Annotated in this window: 14 protein-coding genes and 1 tRNA gene; 10 read left to right on the forward strand and 5 right to left on the reverse strand. The window is 65.1% G+C overall.

Annotated features, from left to right (window positions below; translation table 11 throughout):
• Positions 1 to 27 precede the first annotated feature (27 nt).
• Complete coding sequence (gyrA, locus tag BM002_RS00555) at positions 28 to 2,778, reverse strand: DNA gyrase subunit A (RefSeq protein ID WP_092776156.1); 2,751 nt, start codon at positions 2,776 to 2,778, stop codon at positions 28 to 30.
• 191 nt (positions 2,779 to 2,969) lie between these two features.
• Between gyrA and BM002_RS00560 the strand changes: the two genes are divergently transcribed.
• Positions 2,970 to 3,245 (forward strand): usg protein, encoded by a 276-nt coding sequence (locus tag BM002_RS00560; protein ID WP_092776159.1) that lies wholly within the window; start codon positions 2,970 to 2,972, stop codon positions 3,243 to 3,245.
• A gap of 23 nt (positions 3,246 to 3,268) precedes the next feature.
• Here BM002_RS00560 and BM002_RS00565 read toward each other — a convergent pair whose 3' ends face one another.
• Both BM002_RS00565 and BM002_RS00570 read right to left on the reverse strand, forming a co-directional pair.
• Positions 3,269 to 3,733, reverse strand: a complete 465-nt coding sequence (locus tag BM002_RS00565) for a disulfide bond formation protein B (protein ID WP_092776162.1) — start codon at positions 3,731 to 3,733, stop codon at positions 3,269 to 3,271.
• A complete protein-coding gene (locus BM002_RS00570) occupies positions 3,730 to 4,308 on the reverse strand; it encodes a YqaA family protein (protein ID WP_092776165.1) in 579 nt (192 codons plus the stop codon). Before BM002_RS00570 ends, BM002_RS00565 begins: the two co-directional genes overlap by 4 nt.
• 69 nt (positions 4,309 to 4,377) lie before the next feature.
• On the opposite strand from BM002_RS00570, the gene ypfJ reads away from it, so the two are divergent.
• From ypfJ to BM002_RS00595, 5 genes are all read left to right on the forward strand, one after another.
• Entirely contained in the window at positions 4,378 to 5,247 is an 870-nt protein-coding gene (gene ypfJ, locus BM002_RS00575) for a KPN_02809 family neutral zinc metallopeptidase (protein ID WP_092778518.1), read from the forward strand.
• Positions 5,248 to 5,318: 71 nt separating this feature from the next.
• Positions 5,319 to 5,403 (forward strand) — tRNA-Leu (locus BM002_RS00580).
• Positions 5,404 to 6,218: 815 nt separating this feature from the next.
• The gene (locus BM002_RS00585) at positions 6,219 to 11,405 is read left to right on the forward strand and encodes a Hint domain-containing protein (protein ID WP_092776168.1); all 5,187 of its coding nucleotides are present in this window, start codon (positions 6,219 to 6,221) and stop codon (positions 11,403 to 11,405) included.
• Between the two features lie 147 nt (positions 11,406 to 11,552).
• Positions 11,553 to 11,984 (forward strand): hypothetical protein, encoded by a 432-nt coding sequence (locus BM002_RS00590; RefSeq protein WP_092776171.1) that lies wholly within the window; start codon positions 11,553 to 11,555, stop codon positions 11,982 to 11,984.
• A gap of 69 nt (positions 11,985 to 12,053) precedes the next feature.
• Positions 12,054 to 13,124: an ABC transporter ATP-binding protein gene (locus BM002_RS00595; protein ID WP_092776174.1), complete on the forward strand. Its 1,071-nt coding sequence runs from the start codon at positions 12,054 to 12,056 to the stop codon at positions 13,122 to 13,124.
• 85 nt (positions 13,125 to 13,209) lie between these two features.
• Here BM002_RS00595 and mepK read toward each other — a convergent pair whose 3' ends face one another.
• Complete coding sequence (gene mepK, locus BM002_RS00600) at positions 13,210 to 13,791, reverse strand: peptidoglycan L,D-endopeptidase MepK (RefSeq protein WP_092776177.1); 582 nt, start codon at positions 13,789 to 13,791, stop codon at positions 13,210 to 13,212.
• Positions 13,792 to 14,063: 272 nt separating this feature from the next.
• Between mepK and BM002_RS00605 the strand changes: the two genes are divergently transcribed.
• Genes BM002_RS00605 through BM002_RS00620 form a run of 4 tightly spaced genes read left to right on the forward strand, consistent with a single transcriptional unit; the run spans position 14,064 to position 18,252 of the window.
• Positions 14,064 to 15,647, forward strand: a complete 1,584-nt coding sequence (locus tag BM002_RS00605; RefSeq protein WP_092776180.1) for a L,D-transpeptidase family protein — start codon at positions 14,064 to 14,066, stop codon at positions 15,645 to 15,647.
• 40 nt (positions 15,648 to 15,687) lie between these two features.
• Positions 15,688 to 16,788 carry a UDP-3-O-(3-hydroxymyristoyl)glucosamine N-acyltransferase gene (gene lpxD, locus BM002_RS00610; RefSeq protein ID WP_092776182.1) on the forward strand — a complete coding sequence of 367 codons (1,101 nt, stop codon included), beginning with the start codon at positions 15,688 to 15,690 and terminating at the stop codon, positions 16,786 to 16,788.
• Complete coding sequence (locus BM002_RS00615) at positions 16,778 to 17,044, forward strand: acyl carrier protein (protein WP_092776184.1); 267 nt, start codon at positions 16,778 to 16,780, stop codon at positions 17,042 to 17,044. Before lpxD ends, BM002_RS00615 begins: the two co-directional genes overlap by 11 nt.
• Entirely contained in the window at positions 17,044 to 18,252 is a 1,209-nt protein-coding gene (locus BM002_RS00620; protein WP_092776186.1) for a beta-ketoacyl-[acyl-carrier-protein] synthase family protein, read from the forward strand. The genes BM002_RS00615 and BM002_RS00620 overlap by 1 nt, the downstream gene beginning before the upstream one ends.
• A 57-nt stretch (positions 18,253 to 18,309) precedes the next feature.
• Here BM002_RS00620 and BM002_RS00625 read toward each other — a convergent pair whose 3' ends face one another.
• Positions 18,310 to 18,978, reverse strand: coding sequence for an invasion associated locus B family protein (locus tag BM002_RS00625; protein ID WP_245749080.1), 669 nt, complete (start codon positions 18,976 to 18,978; stop codon positions 18,310 to 18,312).
• Positions 18,979 to 19,209 lie beyond the last annotated feature (231 nt).

Below are 19,209 nucleotides of genomic sequence, written 5' to 3' on the forward strand. Positions count from 1 at the left end.
GCTCAGTGACCCAAGGTCACCCCCGGATCACTCCGCGCCGTCTTGCACCTCATCCTCGGACTGGTCGGCCACGCGCGCGACCGACACGACCTTTTCGCCCTTGCGGGTGTCGAAGACCTTGACCCCGCCCGCCGACCGCGATCGGAAGCTGATGCCGTCCACCGGGCAGCGGATCGATTGGCCGGTGGATGTGGCCAGCATGATCTGATCGTCCATGTCCACGGGGAAGGATGCGGCGATCGGGCCGCCGCGCGCGGCCTTGTCCTGCGCGCTGACCCCCATGCCGCCGCGTCCGCGCACCGGATAGTCGTGGCTGGACGACAGCTTGCCCGCCCCGCCTTCGGTGATCGTCAGGATCAGATCCTCGGCTGCCGACATCTCGGCATAGCGGTCCGGGCTGATGGTGGCGTTGGCATCCGCCTCCTCATCGACCTCGACCTCTGCATCGTCGGCCAGACCCGCCATGGCGCGGCGCATCTTGAGGTAGGCGGCGCGCTCGTCGCTGGTGGCGTCGAAGTGACGGATCACCGCCATCGAAACCACGGCATCGTTCTTGCCCAGCCTGATCCCCCGCACACCGGTCGAGGCGCGCGAGTTGAACACCCGAACGTCCGTCGCCGGGAAGCGGATGGCCCGGCCCGACCGCGTGACCAGCATCACATCGTCGTCGTTCGAAGCGATCCGCGCATTGATCAGAGACCAACCCTCGCTCTCGCCCTCGAACTTCATCGCGATCTTGCCGTTGCGCATGACATTGGCGAAATCCGACAGCTTGTTGCGCCGCACCGTGCCGTGGTCGGTGCAGAAGACGACCTGCAATTCGTCCCAGTGATCCTCGTCCCGGTCGATGGGCATGATCGCGGCGATGCCCGTGCCCGGCTCGATCGGCAGCAGGTTGACCAGCGCCTTGCCCTTGGCCGTGCGCCCGCCCTGCGGCAGGCGCCAGGTCTTGAGCTTGTAGACCATTCCGTCCGTCGTGAAGAACAAAAGCGGTGTATGCGTGTTGGCCACGAACAGCGTGGTGACCACATCCTCGTCCTTGGTGGCCATACCCGCCGTGCCCTTGCCGCCGCGCTTCTGGCTGCGGAACTCGGCCAGCGGGGTGCGCTTTGCATAGCCCGTCTCGGTGATCGTGACGACCATGTCCTCGCGCTCGATCAGGTCCTCGTCGTCCATGTCGCCGGACCAGTCGGTGATCTCGGTGCGGCGCGGCACGGCGAACTGATCGCGCACTTCGCGCAATTCGTCCGAGATAATCGACAGGATGCGCGCGCGCGACCCCAGAATTTCGAGGTATTCCTTGATCTTGGCCGACAGCGCCTCCAGCTCGTCGGTCACCTCGCTCACACCCAGCTGGGTCAGACGCTGCAACCGCAGATCCAGAATGGCCCGCGCCTGAATCTCCGACAGGTTATAGGTCCCGTCTTCGTTCGGCTTGTGGGTCGGATCGTCGATCAGCTTGATATAGGGCAGGATCTCGCCCGCGGGCCAGCGCCGCTCCATCAGCTTGGCCCGTGCCTCGGCGGCATCGGCGGACGCCCGGATCGCGCGGACCACCTCGTCCACATTCGACACGGCCACGGCCAGACCGCACAGAACGTGACTCCGCTCACGCGCCTTGTTCAACTCGAAGGCCGTGCGGCGCGCGATGACTTCTTCGCGGAACGACAGGAAGTTCGTCATGAACGCCCGCAGCGTCAACTGCTCGGGCCGTCCGCCATTCAGCGCCAGCATGTTGCAGGCGAAACTCGTCTGCATCGGCGTGAAGCGGAACAACTGGTTGAGCACCACCTCCGCCGTGGCATCGCGCTTCAACTCGACGACCACGCGCACGCCGACCCGGTCGGATTCGTCCTGCACGTGGGAAATGCCCTCGATCCGCCTGTCCTTGGCGGCTTCGGCGATGCGTTCGATCATCGTGGCCTTGTTCACCTGATAGGGGATCTGATCGATGATGATGGCCCAGCGATCCTTGCGGATCTCCTCGACCCGGGTGCGGGCGCGCATGATGACGCTGCCCCGACCTTCCAGATAGGCTTTGCGGATGCCGCTGCGCCCCAGGATTATGCCGCCGGTCGGAAAGTCCGGGCCCGGCACGTATTCGATCAGCTCTTCGGACGACAGGTCCGGGTTTTCGATTAGGGCAAGGCAGGCGTCGATCACTTCGCCCAGATTGTGCGGCGGGATGTTCGTCGCCATGCCGACCGCAATGCCGCCGGCCCCGTTGACCAGCATGTTCGGAAAGCGCGCCGGCAGGACCGACGGCTCCATGTCCTTGCCGTCATAATTTGGCACCATGTCGACGGTGTCTTTTTCGATATCGGCCAGCAGGAAGGCGGCGGGCTTGTCCATCCGAACCTCGGTATAGCGCATGGCCGCCGCGTTATCCCCATCCATCGACCCGAAGTTGCCCTGACCATCGAGCAGGGGCAGCGACATGGAGAAATCCTGCGCCATACGCACCAGCGCCTCATAGATCGCGCTGTCGCCATGCGGGTGGTATTTGCCCATCACGTCGCCCACCGGACGGGCCGACTTGCGATAAGATTTGTCGTGGGTATTCCCGGTTTCGTACATCGCATAGAGGATGCGGCGATGGACCGGCTTCAACCCGTCGCGCAGGTCGGGAATCGCTCGGCTGATGATGACTGACATCGCGTAGTCGAGGAACGAGGTGCGCATCTCGCTGACGATGCTGACCTGAGGGCCATCGTGATGCATCACGCTCCGCGCTGGCTCTTCGTCTTCGTTTTCAGGGGTTTGCGGGTCGTCGTTCATGCGATTCCTGGCCTTCGGCTCGATCCATATCTTGTTGTCGGTCCTTCTATCATCCCCTGCATATGGGCTCAACGCCCTGTTGCCGCCTTGCCATTGCAGCCGCGGAAGCCGAGTGCCAACAAACTGATTTCATTGACTGTTAATATGTTGGTGGCAGGTTGTCTTCAGGGGGGGTAAATCAGAGGTGATCCATGACGCCTGAACCGACCGAAACCGAACTGATGCTCAAGGGTTATGGCCTGACCACGGCCCAGATGTTCTATCACATGCCCGACCATCCCCATGTCCTCAATACCTTCATCTGGCAGGATTATGATCTCGCGCCCGATCATGCGCGGCTGTTCAAGTTCATCGAGTACTGGGGGCAGGAGATCGACGGCCCGCTCCATTCCGTCCGCTTCAGCCATCGCAAGCTGATCGCGCCCGGCGAATGGCGCAACGTCGTCGGAGAGTTTACCATTCATTAGGAAAAGTTAATCAAAATAAACGGTTACCCGTGGGTAACCCGGCGTGTTGCCGCCAGCACCCAGATTCCGGCCAGGGCCAGCGACAGCACGCCGTTCCAGCCCGCCATCGTCAGGCCAAGCTGCCAGACGATGTCGTCGCACATCACGATGGTATCCGCGATCTCGGTCGACAGCAGGTCCGCGGCACTCAGGGAACTGAGGTCGCCGCCGCCGGTGCAACTGCTCGGCCCGTCCCACCACTTCTGTTCGACGCCTGCGTGGAAGAACCCGATCCCGCTGGTGATCAGCGCCGCAACCCCCGCCAGCGCCGCCATCGCGCGCGGCGCCACCCCGGCCAGGGCCGCAACCCCGAGCAGGATCGCCGCCGCATGGGGCCAGCGCTGCCACAGGCACATGGCACAGGGCGCATAGCCCGCCAGCTGAAACAGGAAGGCGCCGCCCAGAAGGCCGATGTGGCCGGACGTCGCCAGCGCGATGAGACGGGTCATAGGAACCTCAATAGCAGGAACGCCCCGAACAGCAGGACCATGAACAGCGTGAACATAAGGCCCAGACGCCGTTCGATGAAGTCCCGGATCGGCGCGCCGAATTTCCAAAGTAGCGCCGCCACCAGGAAGAACCGCAGACCGCGCGCGACGATGCTGGCGAAGATGAACACCGACAACGACAGGCCGGTCGCCCCCGACAGGATCGTGATGACCTTGTAGGGAAAGGGCGTGATCCCCGCCATCAGCACCGCCCATGCGCCCCAGTCATTATAGTGGGTGCGGAAGGCCTCGAAGCTGTCGGCCTTGCCAAGCGCGGTCAGGATCGGCTCGCCCAGAGTCTCGAAGGCGTAAAAGCCGATGCCGTATCCCAGGACGCCCCCCAGAACGCTGGCCACCGTGCAGACCCCCGCGATCAGCCAGGCGCGATGCGGCGCGGCGAGGATCATCGGGATCAGCAGGATGTCCGGCGGGATCGGAAAGACCGAGCTTTCGACGAAGCTGACGATGGCGAGAACCCACAATGCATGCGGGTGCGCGGCCCAGGCCAAGGTCCAGTCATAGAGGCGGCGGATCATGGGTTGCCGGTTTCACGGAACCATCGCAGGGTCAAGAACGATTGCTTGGACGACAGCGGGGGGACCGACATGCGGTGGCAAGGACGACGCGGAAGCAGCAACATCGAGGACCGCCGGGGCAGATCCCGGTCTGGCGGCGCAAGTGGCGGCGTCGGCGGGCTTGGCATCGGTGGCCTGCTTGTCGTGCTGGCGGTCGGTTACTTCTTCGGCATCGACGTCTCGCCCCTGTTGCAGGGTGGCGGGGGCGGAACGGTTCAGACCTCGGCCCCCAGTCGCGCGCCGAGCGCCGCCGAACAGCAGGAAGCGCAGTTCGCCTCGGTCGTGCTTGCCGATACGGAGGAAGTCTGGGCCGACGTGTTCCGGCGTCAGTTGGGCGAAGCCTACCGCCCGCCGACCCTCGTTCTTTACTCGGGCGTAACCAGCAGCCCCTGTGGCGGCGCTTCGGGGGCGACGGGTCCGTTCTATTGTCCGGCTGACCGCAAGGCGTATCTGGACACAGCCTTCTTCCAGACGATGGAGCGTCAGCTTGGCGCGCGGGGCGATTTCGCGGCGGCCTATGTGATCGCCCACGAGGTCGCCCATCACGTGCAGAACGAATTGGGCATCCTGGGCCAGGCGAACACGATCCGCGCCCAGTCGAGCGAGGCGCGGGCCAATCAGATTTCCGTCCGGATCGAGCTTCAGGCCGATTGCCTGTCGGGCATCTGGGCGCGCGAGGCGCAGGCGCAGTTCGGCTCGCTCGAGCGTGGCGACATCGAAGAGGCCGTGAACGCCGCGCGCCAGATCGGGGACGACACCTTGCAACGCAACGCCGGGCGGGTGCCGATGCCGCATACCTTCACGCATGGCACCTCCGAACAGCGCGCGCAGTGGTTCGCCACCGGCTTCCGCAGCGGGGCGATCACGGACTGCGACACCTTCTCGGCCAGCCGTCTCTGAGCCGGTCCGGACGATCTTAACCAAGAGTTTGTTGACCTTCCCGGGCGCCGGGATTAGGGGATCCGGGCGTTGCCCGTGTGGCGGAATTGGTAGACGCAGCGGATTCAAAATCCGCCGCCGCGAGGCTTGCCGGTTCGAGTCCGGCCACGGGTACCACATCACGATTCTCGCCCCCTGATACGGGGGGCGAATCGTCGTTTCTTTCGAAACCGTTTCAATTCCCGCCTAATTGCTGCCCCAATTCAGTTGCTGCGGCGGAAACACTCCATTTTTCAGGCATCGCAATTCCGCCTTATTTGGTTTCCACAGGGGAAACAGTTCATGGCGGAGCGGACGCGCGCGCGGCGGGCGAAAAAGTCGGTATGCTACTGCTTACGATGGGGAAATGCGGGGCTCGGTTCGTCGCAACTGTCGAATCAAATGGCCTCCCCAAGGCCGGGATCGTTGCTTTGGTGGCGACACAAAAAGGGCGCGGTTGCCACATTATGGTTAACATTGCCCCAAACTTGGCTTTATCCCGGTTCAAAGTGGCGGTTTTTTGCCGCAATCCTCTTTCGCGTGGCCCTTCAATCGGTTAAAAATCTGTTACGCCCATCACTGGGGGGCGATGTCTGCTGGTCACGGGGGCGGCCGCACTTTTGGAGCACCGGAGAGGTGTGTTGATGACGTGCGGGTGCATGGCTTGGGGGTCGTGCACGGGGGTCTGCCGACCCAAGCGCGAAACCTTCGACACAGTTCACCCGATCTGGCCAAACGTGCGTCCGCCTGAAGGGCACATATTTTAGCAGCGCATCGTTCCGCATTGGGCCCGTGTAACCGGACCGAATGGAGATGCCGTCATGACGACGACGCCCGCGAGCAAGCACCAGAAGGGTGCCGTCACCGAGACAGTCTCGGTCCTGGATCAGTTTAATCTCTGCCGATCTGCCGCGCGGCCTGCGCGCCACGGCGCGGCATAAGGAGCCATTACAATGACCAATCGTACCACGATCGATTTCAACAATCTGAGCACCGGCACCATTGTGAACGGCCAGTATTCGGGTCAGGGCGTCACCATTTCCAGTGGGAACCCGCACAATCCGGTGATGATCTTCAATACCGCGCATCCGACGGGCGGCGACACTGATCTGGCCACGTCGAACCTGGGCAAGGTCCTGATCCTGTCGGAAGACCGCGATTCCAGCGACCCCGACGACAACGCCGGTGGCGGAACGTTCCGGTTCGACTTCGAGGACGAGGTCACGGTGCATTCGCTGACGGTTCTGGACGTCGAGGAAGGCGCCTGGATCAAGGTTTACGACGAAGACGGAAAGCTTCTGAAGCAGATCGACGTGCGGACCGCGAACGGTGCACAGAAGAACGTTCACATCAACGTCGAGGGCGCGGCCTACATGACGGTCGAGCTTGGTGGATCGGGTGCGGTCGACAACCTGTCGTTCACGCCTGCGCCGCAGCCGGACGGTGTCGTCAACGGCACCGCCGCGGGCGAGCTGATCGATCTGACCTATGTGGACGCCGAGGGCGACCGCATCGACAACAACGACGCCCTTGGTGTCGAAGGCACTACCGGCGATGCCGATCTGGTGCTGGCCGGTGATGGCAACGACACCGTCTATGCCGGCGTGGGCAATGACATCGTGCGCGGCGAAGGCGGGAACGACCTTCTGTTCGGCGAAGATGGCAACGACACCATCGACGGCGGCGACGGCAACGACGTGATCGATGGCGGTGCGGGCAGGGACCTTCTTCTGGGCGGGGCTGGCAACGATTCCATCTATGGCGGCGACGGATCGGATACGATCAAGGGCGGCGCTGGCGATGACCGTATGGAGGGTCGCAACGGCGGCGACCGGATCGAGGGCGGCGACGGCAACGACCTGATCGTCGGCTATGACGCCGTGTCGGTGAACACCGGCAACGTCGCGGTCGAGGAAGACGACGGTGCCAGCGACACCCTGTTCGGCGGGGCCGGCAACGATTCCATCTATGGCGGGGGCGGCAACGACGAGATCTGGGCCGGGTCGGACGACGATCTGGTCGAGGGCGGCGATGGCGATGACTGGGTGCATGGCGAGGACGGCAACGACACGCTGAACGGCGGTTCGGGCAATGACATGCTGTTCGGCGACAAGGGCAACGACCTTCTGAATGGCGGGTCGGGCGACGATGCGCTGAAGGGCGGCGCCGGCAATGACACCGTGAACGGCGATGCCGGCAACGACACCATCATGGGCGAGAGCGGTGCCGACCGCCTGTCGGGTGGTGACGGCAACGACCTGATCGATGGCGGCAGTGACAACGACACGATCTTTGGCGGGGCTGGCAACGACACGGGTCTCGGCGGCGGCGGAAACGACGAAATCTGGATGGGGTCGGGCGACGACAGCGCCGATGGCGGTGACGGCAACGACTGGATCCACGGCGAAGCCGGTGACGACACCCTGAACGGGGGTGCCGGTAACGACATGCTGTTCGGCGAGGGCGATGACGACCTTCTGAATGGCGGCGACGGCAATGACACCCTTGAGGGTGGCACCGGCAACGACACGCTGGTCGGCGGTGCGGGCGCGGACATGATGGGTGGCGGCGACGACCGCGACACCTTTGTCGGCGTGACCGCAGGCGACATGATCGACGGTGGCGAGGGCGGCGACGACTTCGACACGCTGGACCTGACCGGGGCCAATGCGGCGGTCGAGTTCGATCCGACGAACCCCGAGAACGGGACGATCTTCTTCCTCGATGACGACGGCAACCGGACCGGTGAGACGGCGAAGTTCGTCAACATCGAGAACGTGATCGGCGCGGTCGATGAACGCGACGGCATCGTGTCGGGGACGGACGGCGGTGATCTGATCGACGTCAACTACACCGGTGACCCCGATGGCGACCGCGTGGATGCGAATGACGCGATCCTGCCGGGCGAGACGGGCGACGACGACATCATCGAAGCGGGTGCCGGCGACGACACCATCCTGGCCGGTGAAGGCGATGACGAGATCGACGCAGGCGACGGCAACGACAGCGTTCTGGCCGGAAACGGCGACGACCTGGTCGAAGGCGGCGAAGGCAACGACACCATCTTCGGCGAGAACGGCAATGACACGCTGAACGGCGGGGCCGGTGACGACCTGATCCAGGGCGGCCGCGATGCGGACCTGATCTCGGGCGGTGACGGCAACGACACCATCCGCGGCGACGGCGGCAACGACACCCTCGATGGTGGCGACGGCGACGACAGCGTCAGCGGCTCGGCCAACGACGACGTCATGTTCGGCGGGGCAGGCAACGACACGCTGTCCGGTTCGGGCGGCAACGATGTCGGCAACGGCGGTGACGGCGACGACGACATCCGCGGCGGCAACGGCGACGATACCGTCAGCGGAGATGCGGGCAACGACACCATCAGCGGTGGCGAAGGCGACGACATCGTCAACGGCGGCACGGGCAACGACGTTCTGAGTGGCGGCGACGGAGCCGACATGATCGACGGCGGCGACGACCGCGACCTGGTCATCGGTGCGACCGCAGGCGACATGATCGACGGTGGCGAGGGCGGCGACGACTTCGACACGCTGGACCTGACCGGGGCCAATGCGGCGGTCGAGTTCGATCCGACGAACCCCGAGAACGGCACGATCTTCTTCCTGGACGACGACGGCAACCGGACCGGTGAGACGGCGAAGTTCGTCAACATCGAGAACGTGATCGGCGCCGCGGATGAGCGGGACGGTATCGTGTCGGGCACCGACGGCGACGACAAGATCATCGGCGGCTTTGTCGATGCGAACGGCGACGCGGTCGACGGTGGCGACGCGCTCCTGCCGGGTGAAGTCGGCGACGACGACATCATCGAGGCGGGTGCCGGCGACGACATGATCGAAGCGGGCGCAGGCAACGACGAAGTCGACGCGGGCACCGGCGACGACATGGCTGACGGCGGCGCTGGCGACGATTTCATCGACGGCGGCGACGGCAACGACACGCTGACCGGCGGCACCGGCTCCGACACGATCGAGGGCGGCACCGGCGACGACAGCATCAGCGGCGGCGAAGGTGCCGACGTCCTGTCCGGTGGCGACGATGCGGATGTGTTCTTCGGGATTACCCCGGGCGACGTCATCGACGGTGGCGAAGGCGGCAACGATGTCGACACGCTGGACCTGACCGGCCTGAACGTGGTGGTCGAGCTGGACCCCGATAACCCCGAGAACGGAACGATCTTCTTCCTCGACGACGACGGCAACCCGACCGGTGAGACGGCGAAGTTCGTCAACATCGAGACCGTTTCCGGCGCCCCCATCCGGGACGGCATCGTGTCGGGCACCGACGGCGATGACAAGATCATCGGCGGCTTTGTCGACGCCGATGGCGACGCGGTCGACGGCAATGACGCGATCCTGCCCGGTGAATTCGGCGACGACGACATCATCGAGGCGGGTGCCGGCGACGACATGATCGAAGCGGGCGCGGGCAACGACGAAGTCGACGCGGGCACCGGCAACGACATGGCCGACGGCGGCGCGGGCAATGATTTCATCGACGGCGGCGAGGGCAACGATACCCTCGGCGGCGGGTCGGGCAATGACACGCTGGACGGCGGGGTCGGCGACGACTCGGTCTCGGGCGGCGAGGGCGACGATGTTGTCCTTGGCGGCGACGGCGAGGACACGCTTGTCGGCGGGTCGGGCAACGACTCCCTCGATGGCGGTGCCGATGACGACAATCTGACCGCAGGGTCGGGGAACGATACGGTTCTTGGCGGTGACGGGAACGACACCATCAACTCGGGCCCGCGTGGAACATCGGATCTGGGCTATCCCGGTCTGATCACCCCCGATGCCAACCCCGAAGACGATCGCGACTTTGTCGACGGTGGTGCGGGCGACGACGTCATCTTTACCGGCGACGACCGCGATACGGTCATCGGCGGAACCGGCAACGACACGATCGATGCGGGCAAGGATGCCGACGAGGTCACCGGCGGTGAGGGAGACGACCTGATCACCGGGGGCGAGGGGTCCGACACGATCGACGCGGGCGACGGCGACGACACCGTCTTTGGCGGCCTTGGCCCGACCTTCCCCGACGAGATCAACATCCGCGATGACGAGGGCGACCTGGTCACCGACAATGGTCGCGACCTGATCGACGGTGGGGCCGGCAACGACCTCATCTTCGGCGAGGACGATGACGACACGTTGATCGGTGGCACCGGCAACGACACGCTGGATGGCGGCATCGACGATGACCTGCTTGACGGTGGCGAAGGCGACGACAGCCTGATCGGTGGTCAGGGCGACGACACCATCACCGGCGGCACCGGCAACGACACCGTCATCGGTGGCGACGGCATGGACATGATCGACAGCGGCGACGACCGGGATGTCATCCTGGGCGCCACCACCGGCGACATGATCGATGGCGGATCGGGCGGCGACGACTTCGACACGCTGGACCTGACCGGGTCGGACGTCGATTTCATCACCTACACCTCGGACGACCTTGAGGATGGCATCATCACCTTCAACGACGGCACCACTGCCAAGTTCGAAGATATCGAAGCTGTCATCCCCTGCTTCACCCCCGGCACGCTGATCGCGACGCCGAAGGGCGAGGTTCCGGTCGAAAGCCTGCAGGTCGGCGACCGGGTCATCACCCGCGACAACGGCATCCAGGTGATCCGGTGGGTCGGGTCGCGCGAGCTGCTCGCCTCGGACCTGGAGGTGAACGGAGCCTTCCGCGCGGTGAAGATCGGCCAGGGTGCCCTGGGCCACGGTCTGCCCGAGCGCGACATGATCGTTTCGCCGCAGCACCGGGTGCTGATCGCCAATGACGAAACCATGCTCTACTTCGACGAGCGTGAGGTTCTGGTGGCGGCCAAGCATCTGGTCGGTCGGCCCGGCGTGGAGCGGATGGCGGCGGCGGATGTGACCTACATCCACGTCATGTTCGACAACCACGAGGTCATCCTGTCGGATGGCGCCTGGACCGAGAGCTTCCAGCCCGGCGATCACTCGCTCAAGGGTCTGGGCCGGGCGCAGCGCGAGGAGATCTATGCGATTTTCCCCGAACTGCGCGATCAGGAAGGCCGTGACGGATACACGGCCGCCCGCCGGATGCTCAAGCGGAAGGAAGCGGAGCTTCTCGTCAAGTAATATGCAGCAACGGTTTTGCCGTCCCGCACCAGCGGGTCGGCGTCTCCGGCGAGGGGGGACGCAGGGTAACCTGTGTCCCCTTATCGTTTGTGGTGCGCGTCAATCGTGCTAAAGGCCTGAAAACAACGACACACGCGGGGAGGGATCATGCGGCGTCTGCATTTCTATGTGATGGGGGCGATCGCCCTTCTGTTCGGTCTGGCGAGCATCGCGGAGTACGTGATGGTGTCTTACGGCCTCCGGCTCGGCTGGCTCGCGTCCTATCCGCCCGAACAGATCGAATGGTTGTCGTCGCTACCGGCCTGGGTGCACGGGGTCTGGGGCGCGCAGGCGTTGCTGGCCTTGGTGGGGGCGCTCTGCCTTCTGGCGCATCTTCGACCGGCGGTCTGGATGCTGGCATTTTCGTTCCTCAGCCTCGCGGTGCTGGCGCTTTGGGCCGTGGCCTTTGCGCAACCGGGGCTGATTTCGGTGACCGGCGGCGGGACGACGCCCTGGATCGTCATCGGCTGCGTGCTTCTGCTGAACCTGTTGCTTTATGTCTATGCGCGTCAGGAAAAGCAGCGCGGCGAGGTTCTCTGAGGCCGGGTTTACGGGCCGGGGATGGGCTGATAGTCCATCCCGACAGGAACACTCGGGTATCGCATAACCATGACGGCACGCCTTCAGATCGACGGCCTCTCGCGGCATCTGGGCGGGCGCAACGTGGTGGATGGGATCGATCTGTCCGTCGCGGCGGGGCAGGTGACCTGTCTTCTGGGGCCATCGGGCTGCGGCAAGTCGACGACGCTCCGGATCATTGCGGGCGTTGATCGCCAGGACAGCGGGCGTGTGACGCTGAATGGTCGGGTCGTGGCGGATGACCAGATTCACATGCCCCCCGAGCATCGCGGCGTCGGGCTGATGTTCCAGGATTTCGCGCTTTTCCCGCATCTGTCGGTCGCGGCGAACATCGGCTTTGGCCTGCCCCGGGATGCGGCGTCCGATGCGCGGGTGACCGAGCTTCTGACGCGGATCGACCTTGTGGGATACGGGGCCAAGCATCCGCACGAGCTGTCAGGGGGCGAGCAGCAGCGCGTGGCACTGGCCCGTGCGTTGGCGCCCCGGCCCAAGGTGATGCTGATGGACGAGCCGTTTTCCGGCCTCGACAACCGGCTGCGCGACGAGATCCGGGATGCGACGCTGTCGGTCCTGAAGGAGGAGGGGACGGCGGTCCTTCTGGTAACCCATGAGCCAGACGAGGCGATGCGGATGGCCGACGAGATCGCCTTGATGCGCGACGGGCGGATCGTCCAGCGCGCGGCGCCCTACAACATCTACAACGCGCCGGCGGACCGTGCCGCGGCAGCGTTTTTCTCGGATATCAATACGTTGACGGGACGGGTGAACGGTGCGTTGACCCAGACGCCCTTCGGTCAGTTCCTGGCCCCGGGCCTGCCCGAGGGGACGGAGGTCGACATCGTCTTTCGGCCCCAACATGTCAGGCTTGATTTCGACCGGGGCGGGCGTGGTCCGAACCCGACCGCCTCGGAGGGCACGCCCGCGCGCGGCACGGTGGAGCGCGCGCGCTTCATGGGCAAGGAAAGCCTCGTGGAATTCGTGATGGACGATGGCACATCGCGGGTGACGGCAACGGTGCCCGCGGTGTTCCTGCCCAAGGCCGGAACCGTCATGTGGCTGTCGATTCGGCGCGACCGCTGTTTCGTCTTCCCCCACGACTGATCACATGTGCTGACCGGAAACGTGCGAAAACCGCCCGGGGGCAATCGGGCGGTTCACAAGGTCGGCCATTTGGTCGGAAAGGCTGTCAGCCGCCCCAGGTGCGGACAGAACCGCAATCGACATGGGTGAAGTTCGAGCCGGAGTAGCGGCCCACGCCACCGCCGCCACAGGATGCCGCGGCACGGGCCACCTGAGAAACCGAGCGGGAGTTGAGACGGATATCCGCAGCTTGACCCTGCATGTGAAGGGAGTTGCGCGCCACACCGCCCGAACGGGACCGCAGCGCCGCGTTGGTCGCGGGCGACCGATAGCCGGACAACAGCATGAAGGGGTCATTGGCATCGACCAGACGGTGGGTCGCGGCGATGATGTCGATGGTGCGGTTGTCGATGGCAGCCACTTCGTTCCGGCGCCAGTCGCGGAAGAAGAAGTTCACCTCGCGCAGGGCTTCGCGGACATAGTCGCCCTCGACCCAGTAGATCGTGTCCATGCTTTCGCCGGTCCGGGCGTTGTACATCTTGATGCGGCGAATATCGCCACCACCCCGAAGGAAACCCGCCGCATTGGCATAGGTCGGTGCCGCCGCCACTGCGGTCGCCGCGAAAGCCGAGAGAAGTCCGCGCCGGGTAAGCCCCGGCGTTGTGCCCGTTTTATTGAGATCAGTCACGTTTTGCCCCGTTCACTGTCATTGGACCGTCTTTGCGGCCTCAGTTGCCTCATCCCCATGTGACTTGATTGATGTGGCATAACTTTGGCGATTCTCTAATCAATGGCCGTTTTTGCGGCGGTTTGGGCAGATTTCCGCCCATGCAACGGCAGGGTGGAACCTTTCGCGAAGTTGTTGCGCCCGTGTCTACAAGAAGAATCTTTGGAAATCGTGAATGGACAGCCCGGCCCGTGTTGTTACCGTCACTCCGAAGATTCTTTGAAGGGTTTCCCATGCGTTGGACGTCGTCGTTTGTTCTTGCCACCTTGCTGTCGTTCACCGCCCCGTTGGCATCGACGGCGCTGGCCGCACCCCTGGTCACCCCCCTGCAACAGGCCGTCGCCCAGGCCGCGTCCGAGGACGAGGCGATTGCCGCGTTCTATCGCAGCCGCAACTTCGCGCCGATCTGGATGGGCGACGGGGCCGAACATCGCCGGGCGGCATTCCTCTGGGCACTCGATCAGGCCGACGATCACGGATTGCCGACCAGCCGCTATGACGCCACCACCATCCGCGCCGATTTTGCCGCCGCGACCGACGCCGCGCGCCGGGGTGCGCTGGAAGTGGAGATGACGAAGCGGTTCCTTCGCTATGCGCAGGACGTGAGCTCCGGCGTGCTGGAGCCCAAGCGGATCGACCCGACCATCGTGCTCGAGGTGCCCAAGCGCGATTGGCTGGAGCAGATCACGGCCTTCACCGACGGCGATCCCTATGCCTTCGTGCAAGGCCTCTGGCCGACGTCGCCGAACTACACGCGCCTGCTCCGGGAAAAGCTGCGACTGGAAGAAATGCAGCTTGCCGGTGGTTGGGGCGCGACGGTTCCCACCGGGACGCTGGCCCCCGGGTCCGAGGGCGATGCCGTCGTCAGTCTGCGCAACCGCCTGATCCGGATGGGATATCTGCGCCGTTCGGCGGTTGTCGCCTATGACGCAGAGATGGAAGCGGCCGTCCGCGCCTTTCAGATCGACCATGGGCTGACGCCCGATGGCGAAGCCGGCGCCTCGACCATCGCGGCCGTCAATGTCCCGCTCGAAGACCGGATGGGGCAGATCCTGGTGAACCTGGAGCGTCAGCGGTGGATGAACAAGCCGTTGGAGTCGCGCCATATCCTTGTGAACCTGGCCGAGCAGCATGCCTATGTCTATGACGAGGGCAAGGTCACATTCGACACGGTGACCGTGGTCGGGGCCAATACGCCCGACCGCCGCACGCCCGAGTTCAGCCACACGATGACGCATATGGTCATCAACCCGAGTTGGTACGTGCCCCGGTCGATCACGGTGAACGAATACCTGCCCGCGCTCAAGCGGGGCGGGGCGCGTCATCTGGAAATCTCGGGGCGCAATGGCCGCGTCAATCCCGCGAATATCGATTTCAGCCAATACAATGCGCGCAACTTCCCCTTCAGCCTGCGTCAGCCGCCGGGGCCGCGAAACGCCCTTGGTCGCGTGAAGTTCATGTTCCCGAACCAGTGGAACATCTATCTGCACGACACGCCCGCGCGCGATCTGTTCAGCCGCGACCAGCGCACGTTCAGCCACGGATGTGTGCGGATCGGACGCCCGCTGGAGCTGGCCTATCACCTGCTGGCCCCGCAGTCGGACACCCCCAAGGCGGATTTCGACCGTATCCTGGCCACCGGGCGTGAGGCGCGGGTGAACCTTGAGAATCCGATCGGGGTGCATCTGGTCTATTGGTCCGCCTGGGTCACGCCGACGGGGCGCGCCAACTATCGCGGCGATCCCTATGATCGCGATGGCCGGGTGTTGCAGGCGCTCCGCGATGCCGGGGTGGAATTGACCGGCTCGCGGAGTTAAGTCGCTGGCCGGGGGCAGATCCGTCCCCGGAGGTCCGCCCGTGTTCACACTCGCCGAGATTGCCGAAAGCCTGGGCCATCCCGTTGTCGGGGACGCCTCTGTCGTGCTGCGGCGCGTGGCCGAACCGCAGGCGGCGGGGCCCGACGATCTGGCGCTTGCGATGTCGCCTGCCTATGGCCCCGCGCTGAGCGCCGGTGCGGCGCGGGCGGCGATCCTGTGGGACGGGGCCGATTGGCAGTCTTTCGGGTTGGCGGGCGCGATTCTGGTGCCCCGGGCGCGCTTGGCGATGGCGGGGATCACGGCGGCGCTGGACGCCGGGCCGCGCGTGAAGATCGGCGTGCATCCCTCTGCAATCATTGAAGACGGTGCAGAGATCGGTCCCGACTGCGCGATTGGTCCCCATGTGGTGATCGGGGCGAATGCCCGGGTCGGCGCGCGCGCGCGGATCGGTGCGTCGGTGACGATTGCCGAGGATGCGGTGATCGGCGATGACGCCCTGATCTATCCGGGCGTGCACATCGGCGCGCGGGTCCGAATTGGCGACCGCTTCGTGGCGCAACCGGGCGCGGTGATCGGTGGCGACGGGTTCAGCTTCGTGACGCCCGAGGAATCGGGGGTGGAGCGTGTGCGTAAGACCCTGGGCGATCAGGGCGAGCTGCGCGCACAAAGCTGGCAACGCATTCATTCGCTCGGCGCGGTGACCATCGGTGACGACGTGGAGATCGGGGCGAATACGACCATCGACCGGGGCACCGTGGCCGACACGACCATCGGGCGGGGCACCAAGATCGATAACCTCGTCCACATCGGCCACAACAACCGGATCGGCGCCGATTGCCTGATCTGCGGTCAGGTCGGCATGGCCGGCGGATCGACCGTGGGCGACCGCGTGGTTCTGGGCGGGCAATGCGGCGTCACCGACAATATCACCATCGGCAACGATGTGGTGGCGGGCGGCGCGACCAAGATATTCACCCGCGTGCGCGACGGCGAAGTCATTCTGGGCAGTCCGGCGGTCAAGATGGAAACCAACATGGCGATGTACCGGGCGTTGCGCCGCCTGCCACGTGCGTTGGAGCAATTGTCGGACCTTCGCAAGATTGTCATGGGCGGGGTGCAGGGAAAGCGCGATGACGACTGACACGCGCACCCGTATCCACCAGATCATCGCGGAGCAGGCGATGATCGACGTCTCGGACGTATCCGATGACGCGGTGCCCGCCGACCTCGGGATCGATTCCATGGGCGTGGTCGAGGCGATCTTCGCCATCGAGGAAGCCTTCGACATCCAGGTGCCCTTCAACGCCAATGCGCCCGACAAGACGGCCTTCGACCTGTCCAGCGTGGGCAGTATCGTCGCGGCGGTGGAGCGGCTGGTGGCCGAGCAGCGGGGTTGATGCGCCGTGTCGTGATTACCGGGGCCGGGACGGTCAACGCCCTGGGGCGGGATGTGCCCGCCACCCTGGCGGCCATGCGCGGGGGGGTCTGCGGCATCGGCCCTCTCGACATTCGGGACGTCGACCGGCTGGCCATCCGGATCGGGGCGCAGGTGCGCGACTATGACGAAAGCGCCCATTTCAACCGCCAGCAGATCGCGCTTTTTGACCGCTACACCCAGTTTGCCGTCCTTGCCGCGCGCGAGGCTTTGGCACAGTCGGGGCTGGAAGTTTCGGGCGATCTGGCGGCGCGCGCGGGTGTCATTCTGGGCACCTCGGGCGGCGGTCTGAACACCCAGGACGAAAATTACCGCGCCGTCTATGAGGAAGGGAAAAACCGCGTCCATCCCTTCGTCGTGCCCAAGCTGATGAACAACGCGGCGGCGGCGCATCTGAGCATGGAATACGACCTCCGGGGGCCGTCGTTCACAGTCGCCACCGCCTGCGCCAGCAGCAATCACGCCATCGGGCAAGCGTTCCAGTTCGTGCGCGCCGGATTGGCCGATGTCATGGTGACCGGAGGGTCCGAGGCGATGCTCTGTTTCGGCGGGGTGAAGGCCTGGGAAGGATTGCGTGTCATGTCGCGCGACACCTGTCGCCCGTTCTGTGCCACGCGGTCGGGCATGGTGCAGGGCGAGGGCGCGGGGATTTTCGTCCTGGAAAGCTATGACCATGCGCGACGCCGCGGGGCCGACATTCTGGCCGAAGTGGCGGGGATGGCCATGACCTCGGACGCGGCCGACATCGTCATGCCATCGCGCCAGGGGGCGGAGCGGGCCATGTCGGGTGCCTTGCGCGATGCGAGGCTGAACCCCGAAGACATCGGCTATATCAACGCGCATGGCACGGGCACGGCTGCCAACGACAAGACCGAAAGCGCCGCCGTCGCCCATGTCTTCGGCACCCATGCGGACCGTCTGGCCATGTCGTCGACCAAGTCGATGCACGGGCATTGCATCGGGGCGACCGGGGCGATCGAGCTGCTGGCCTGCATCATGGCGCTGCGCGACGGGGTGATCGCGCCGACGGCCAACTGGCAGGAGCCGGACCCGGAATGCGCGCTCGACATCGTGCCCAATGTGGCGCGGGACGCGAAGGTGACGGCGGTTTTGTCGAACGCCTTCGCCTTCGGCGGCATGAATGCGGTTCTGGCGCTGAAATCGGTGTGAGCGAACGAAAAAGGCCCCGGCGCGAACCGGGGCCCGAATGCAGTCTGGGCCGAAGACCTATTCGGCGACTTCGACGGCGGCCAGACCGGCGGTGAACCCGACCAGCGACATGGTGACCTCGGCTCGCTGATCGGGGGCCAGGGCCGGAACAACGACCAGGGTCGCCTTGGCGCCCCGTTTGAAGGCGGCGATGTCTTCGGCGTTGAAGCCCATCCGGCTGTAGCAGCCCGACGTGTCACAGAAGCTGAAGGGATAGCGACGCGGCTGGCCACCGTCGATGGTCATGGTGACCTGAGCGGTCAGCAGCGTTTGCAGCGGCGTCAGGACCGTGGCCCCGGCCACGATTTCCCCACCATCCGGCACGTCGAAGAAGTTGACGTCGGCGGTCGGATTGCCCTGCTGGTCGGCCAGACGCTGATAGAGCTGGCACGGGTCGACCTGGCCTTCGGGCGCGCGCAGGCAGCGGACTTCCCAGTCGCCATGCTCTTCGCGGACGTAGATTTCGGGTCCGCCACCCTGGGCGCCGCCAATGGCCTCGCCGGTCGACAGGTCGCCGCCGGGGGTCACCGGGGCGGGGGCGGGCGCTTCGGTTTCGGGCGCCGCCTCGGATGTGGGGGCTTCGGTCGGTGTTGCGGTATCCTGCGCCCAGACGGGGGCGGCCATCGCGATGGCGGCGGCAAGAATGGCCGCGATGCGGGTCGAGGCGCGGGCAGTGGTCGTGGTCAAGGTCGCTCTCCTGAACAAATACTCGCGACGCGTTTAGCATGGCTTCGCGGCGAGGTGCAGGGGGGATCGTCGTTTCGGCGTATGTCCTCCGTCCGGGCCTAACCGGATGGATGAAGAACGCCTCGCAAGGTTGCGCCGACAATAAGAAAAAGGGCCCGGTTAGAGGCCCTTTCCCAATTATTTTTTTCTCTCCCCGTCGGACTGGCCGACTTGATGTGGCAGACCCTAAGC

Origin of the sequence: Jannaschia pohangensis, assembly GCF_900113875.1 — a bacterium.
Lineage (GTDB): Bacteria > Pseudomonadota > Alphaproteobacteria > Rhodobacterales > Rhodobacteraceae > Jannaschia > Jannaschia pohangensis.

Bases quoted from the DNA above. Each gene is read 5' to 3' on its own strand.
- gyrA (WP_092776156.1), bottom strand. From the start codon at position 2,778: ATGAACGACGACCCGCAAACCCCTGAAAACGAAGACGAAGAGCCAGCG.
- BM002_RS00560 (WP_092776159.1), top strand. From the start codon at position 2,970: ATGACGCCTGAACCGACCGAAACCGAACTGATGCTCAAGGGTTATGGC.
- BM002_RS00565 (WP_092776162.1), bottom strand. From the start codon at position 3,733: ATGACCCGTCTCATCGCGCTGGCGACGTCCGGCCACATCGGCCTTCTG.
- BM002_RS00570 (WP_092776165.1), bottom strand. From the start codon at position 4,308: ATGATCCGCCGCCTCTATGACTGGACCTTGGCCTGGGCCGCGCACCCG.
- ypfJ (WP_092778518.1), top strand. From the start codon at position 4,378: ATGCGGTGGCAAGGACGACGCGGAAGCAGCAACATCGAGGACCGCCGG.
- BM002_RS00585 (WP_092776168.1), top strand. From the start codon at position 6,219: ATGACCAATCGTACCACGATCGATTTCAACAATCTGAGCACCGGCACC.
- BM002_RS00590 (WP_092776171.1), top strand. From the start codon at position 11,553: ATGCGGCGTCTGCATTTCTATGTGATGGGGGCGATCGCCCTTCTGTTC.
- BM002_RS00595 (WP_092776174.1), top strand. From the start codon at position 12,054: ATGACGGCACGCCTTCAGATCGACGGCCTCTCGCGGCATCTGGGCGGG.
- BM002_RS00605 (WP_092776180.1), top strand. From the start codon at position 14,064: ATGCGTTGGACGTCGTCGTTTGTTCTTGCCACCTTGCTGTCGTTCACC.
- BM002_RS00615 (WP_092776184.1), top strand. From the start codon at position 16,778: ATGACGACTGACACGCGCACCCGTATCCACCAGATCATCGCGGAGCAG.
- BM002_RS00620 (WP_092776186.1), top strand. From the start codon at position 17,044: ATGCGCCGTGTCGTGATTACCGGGGCCGGGACGGTCAACGCCCTGGGG.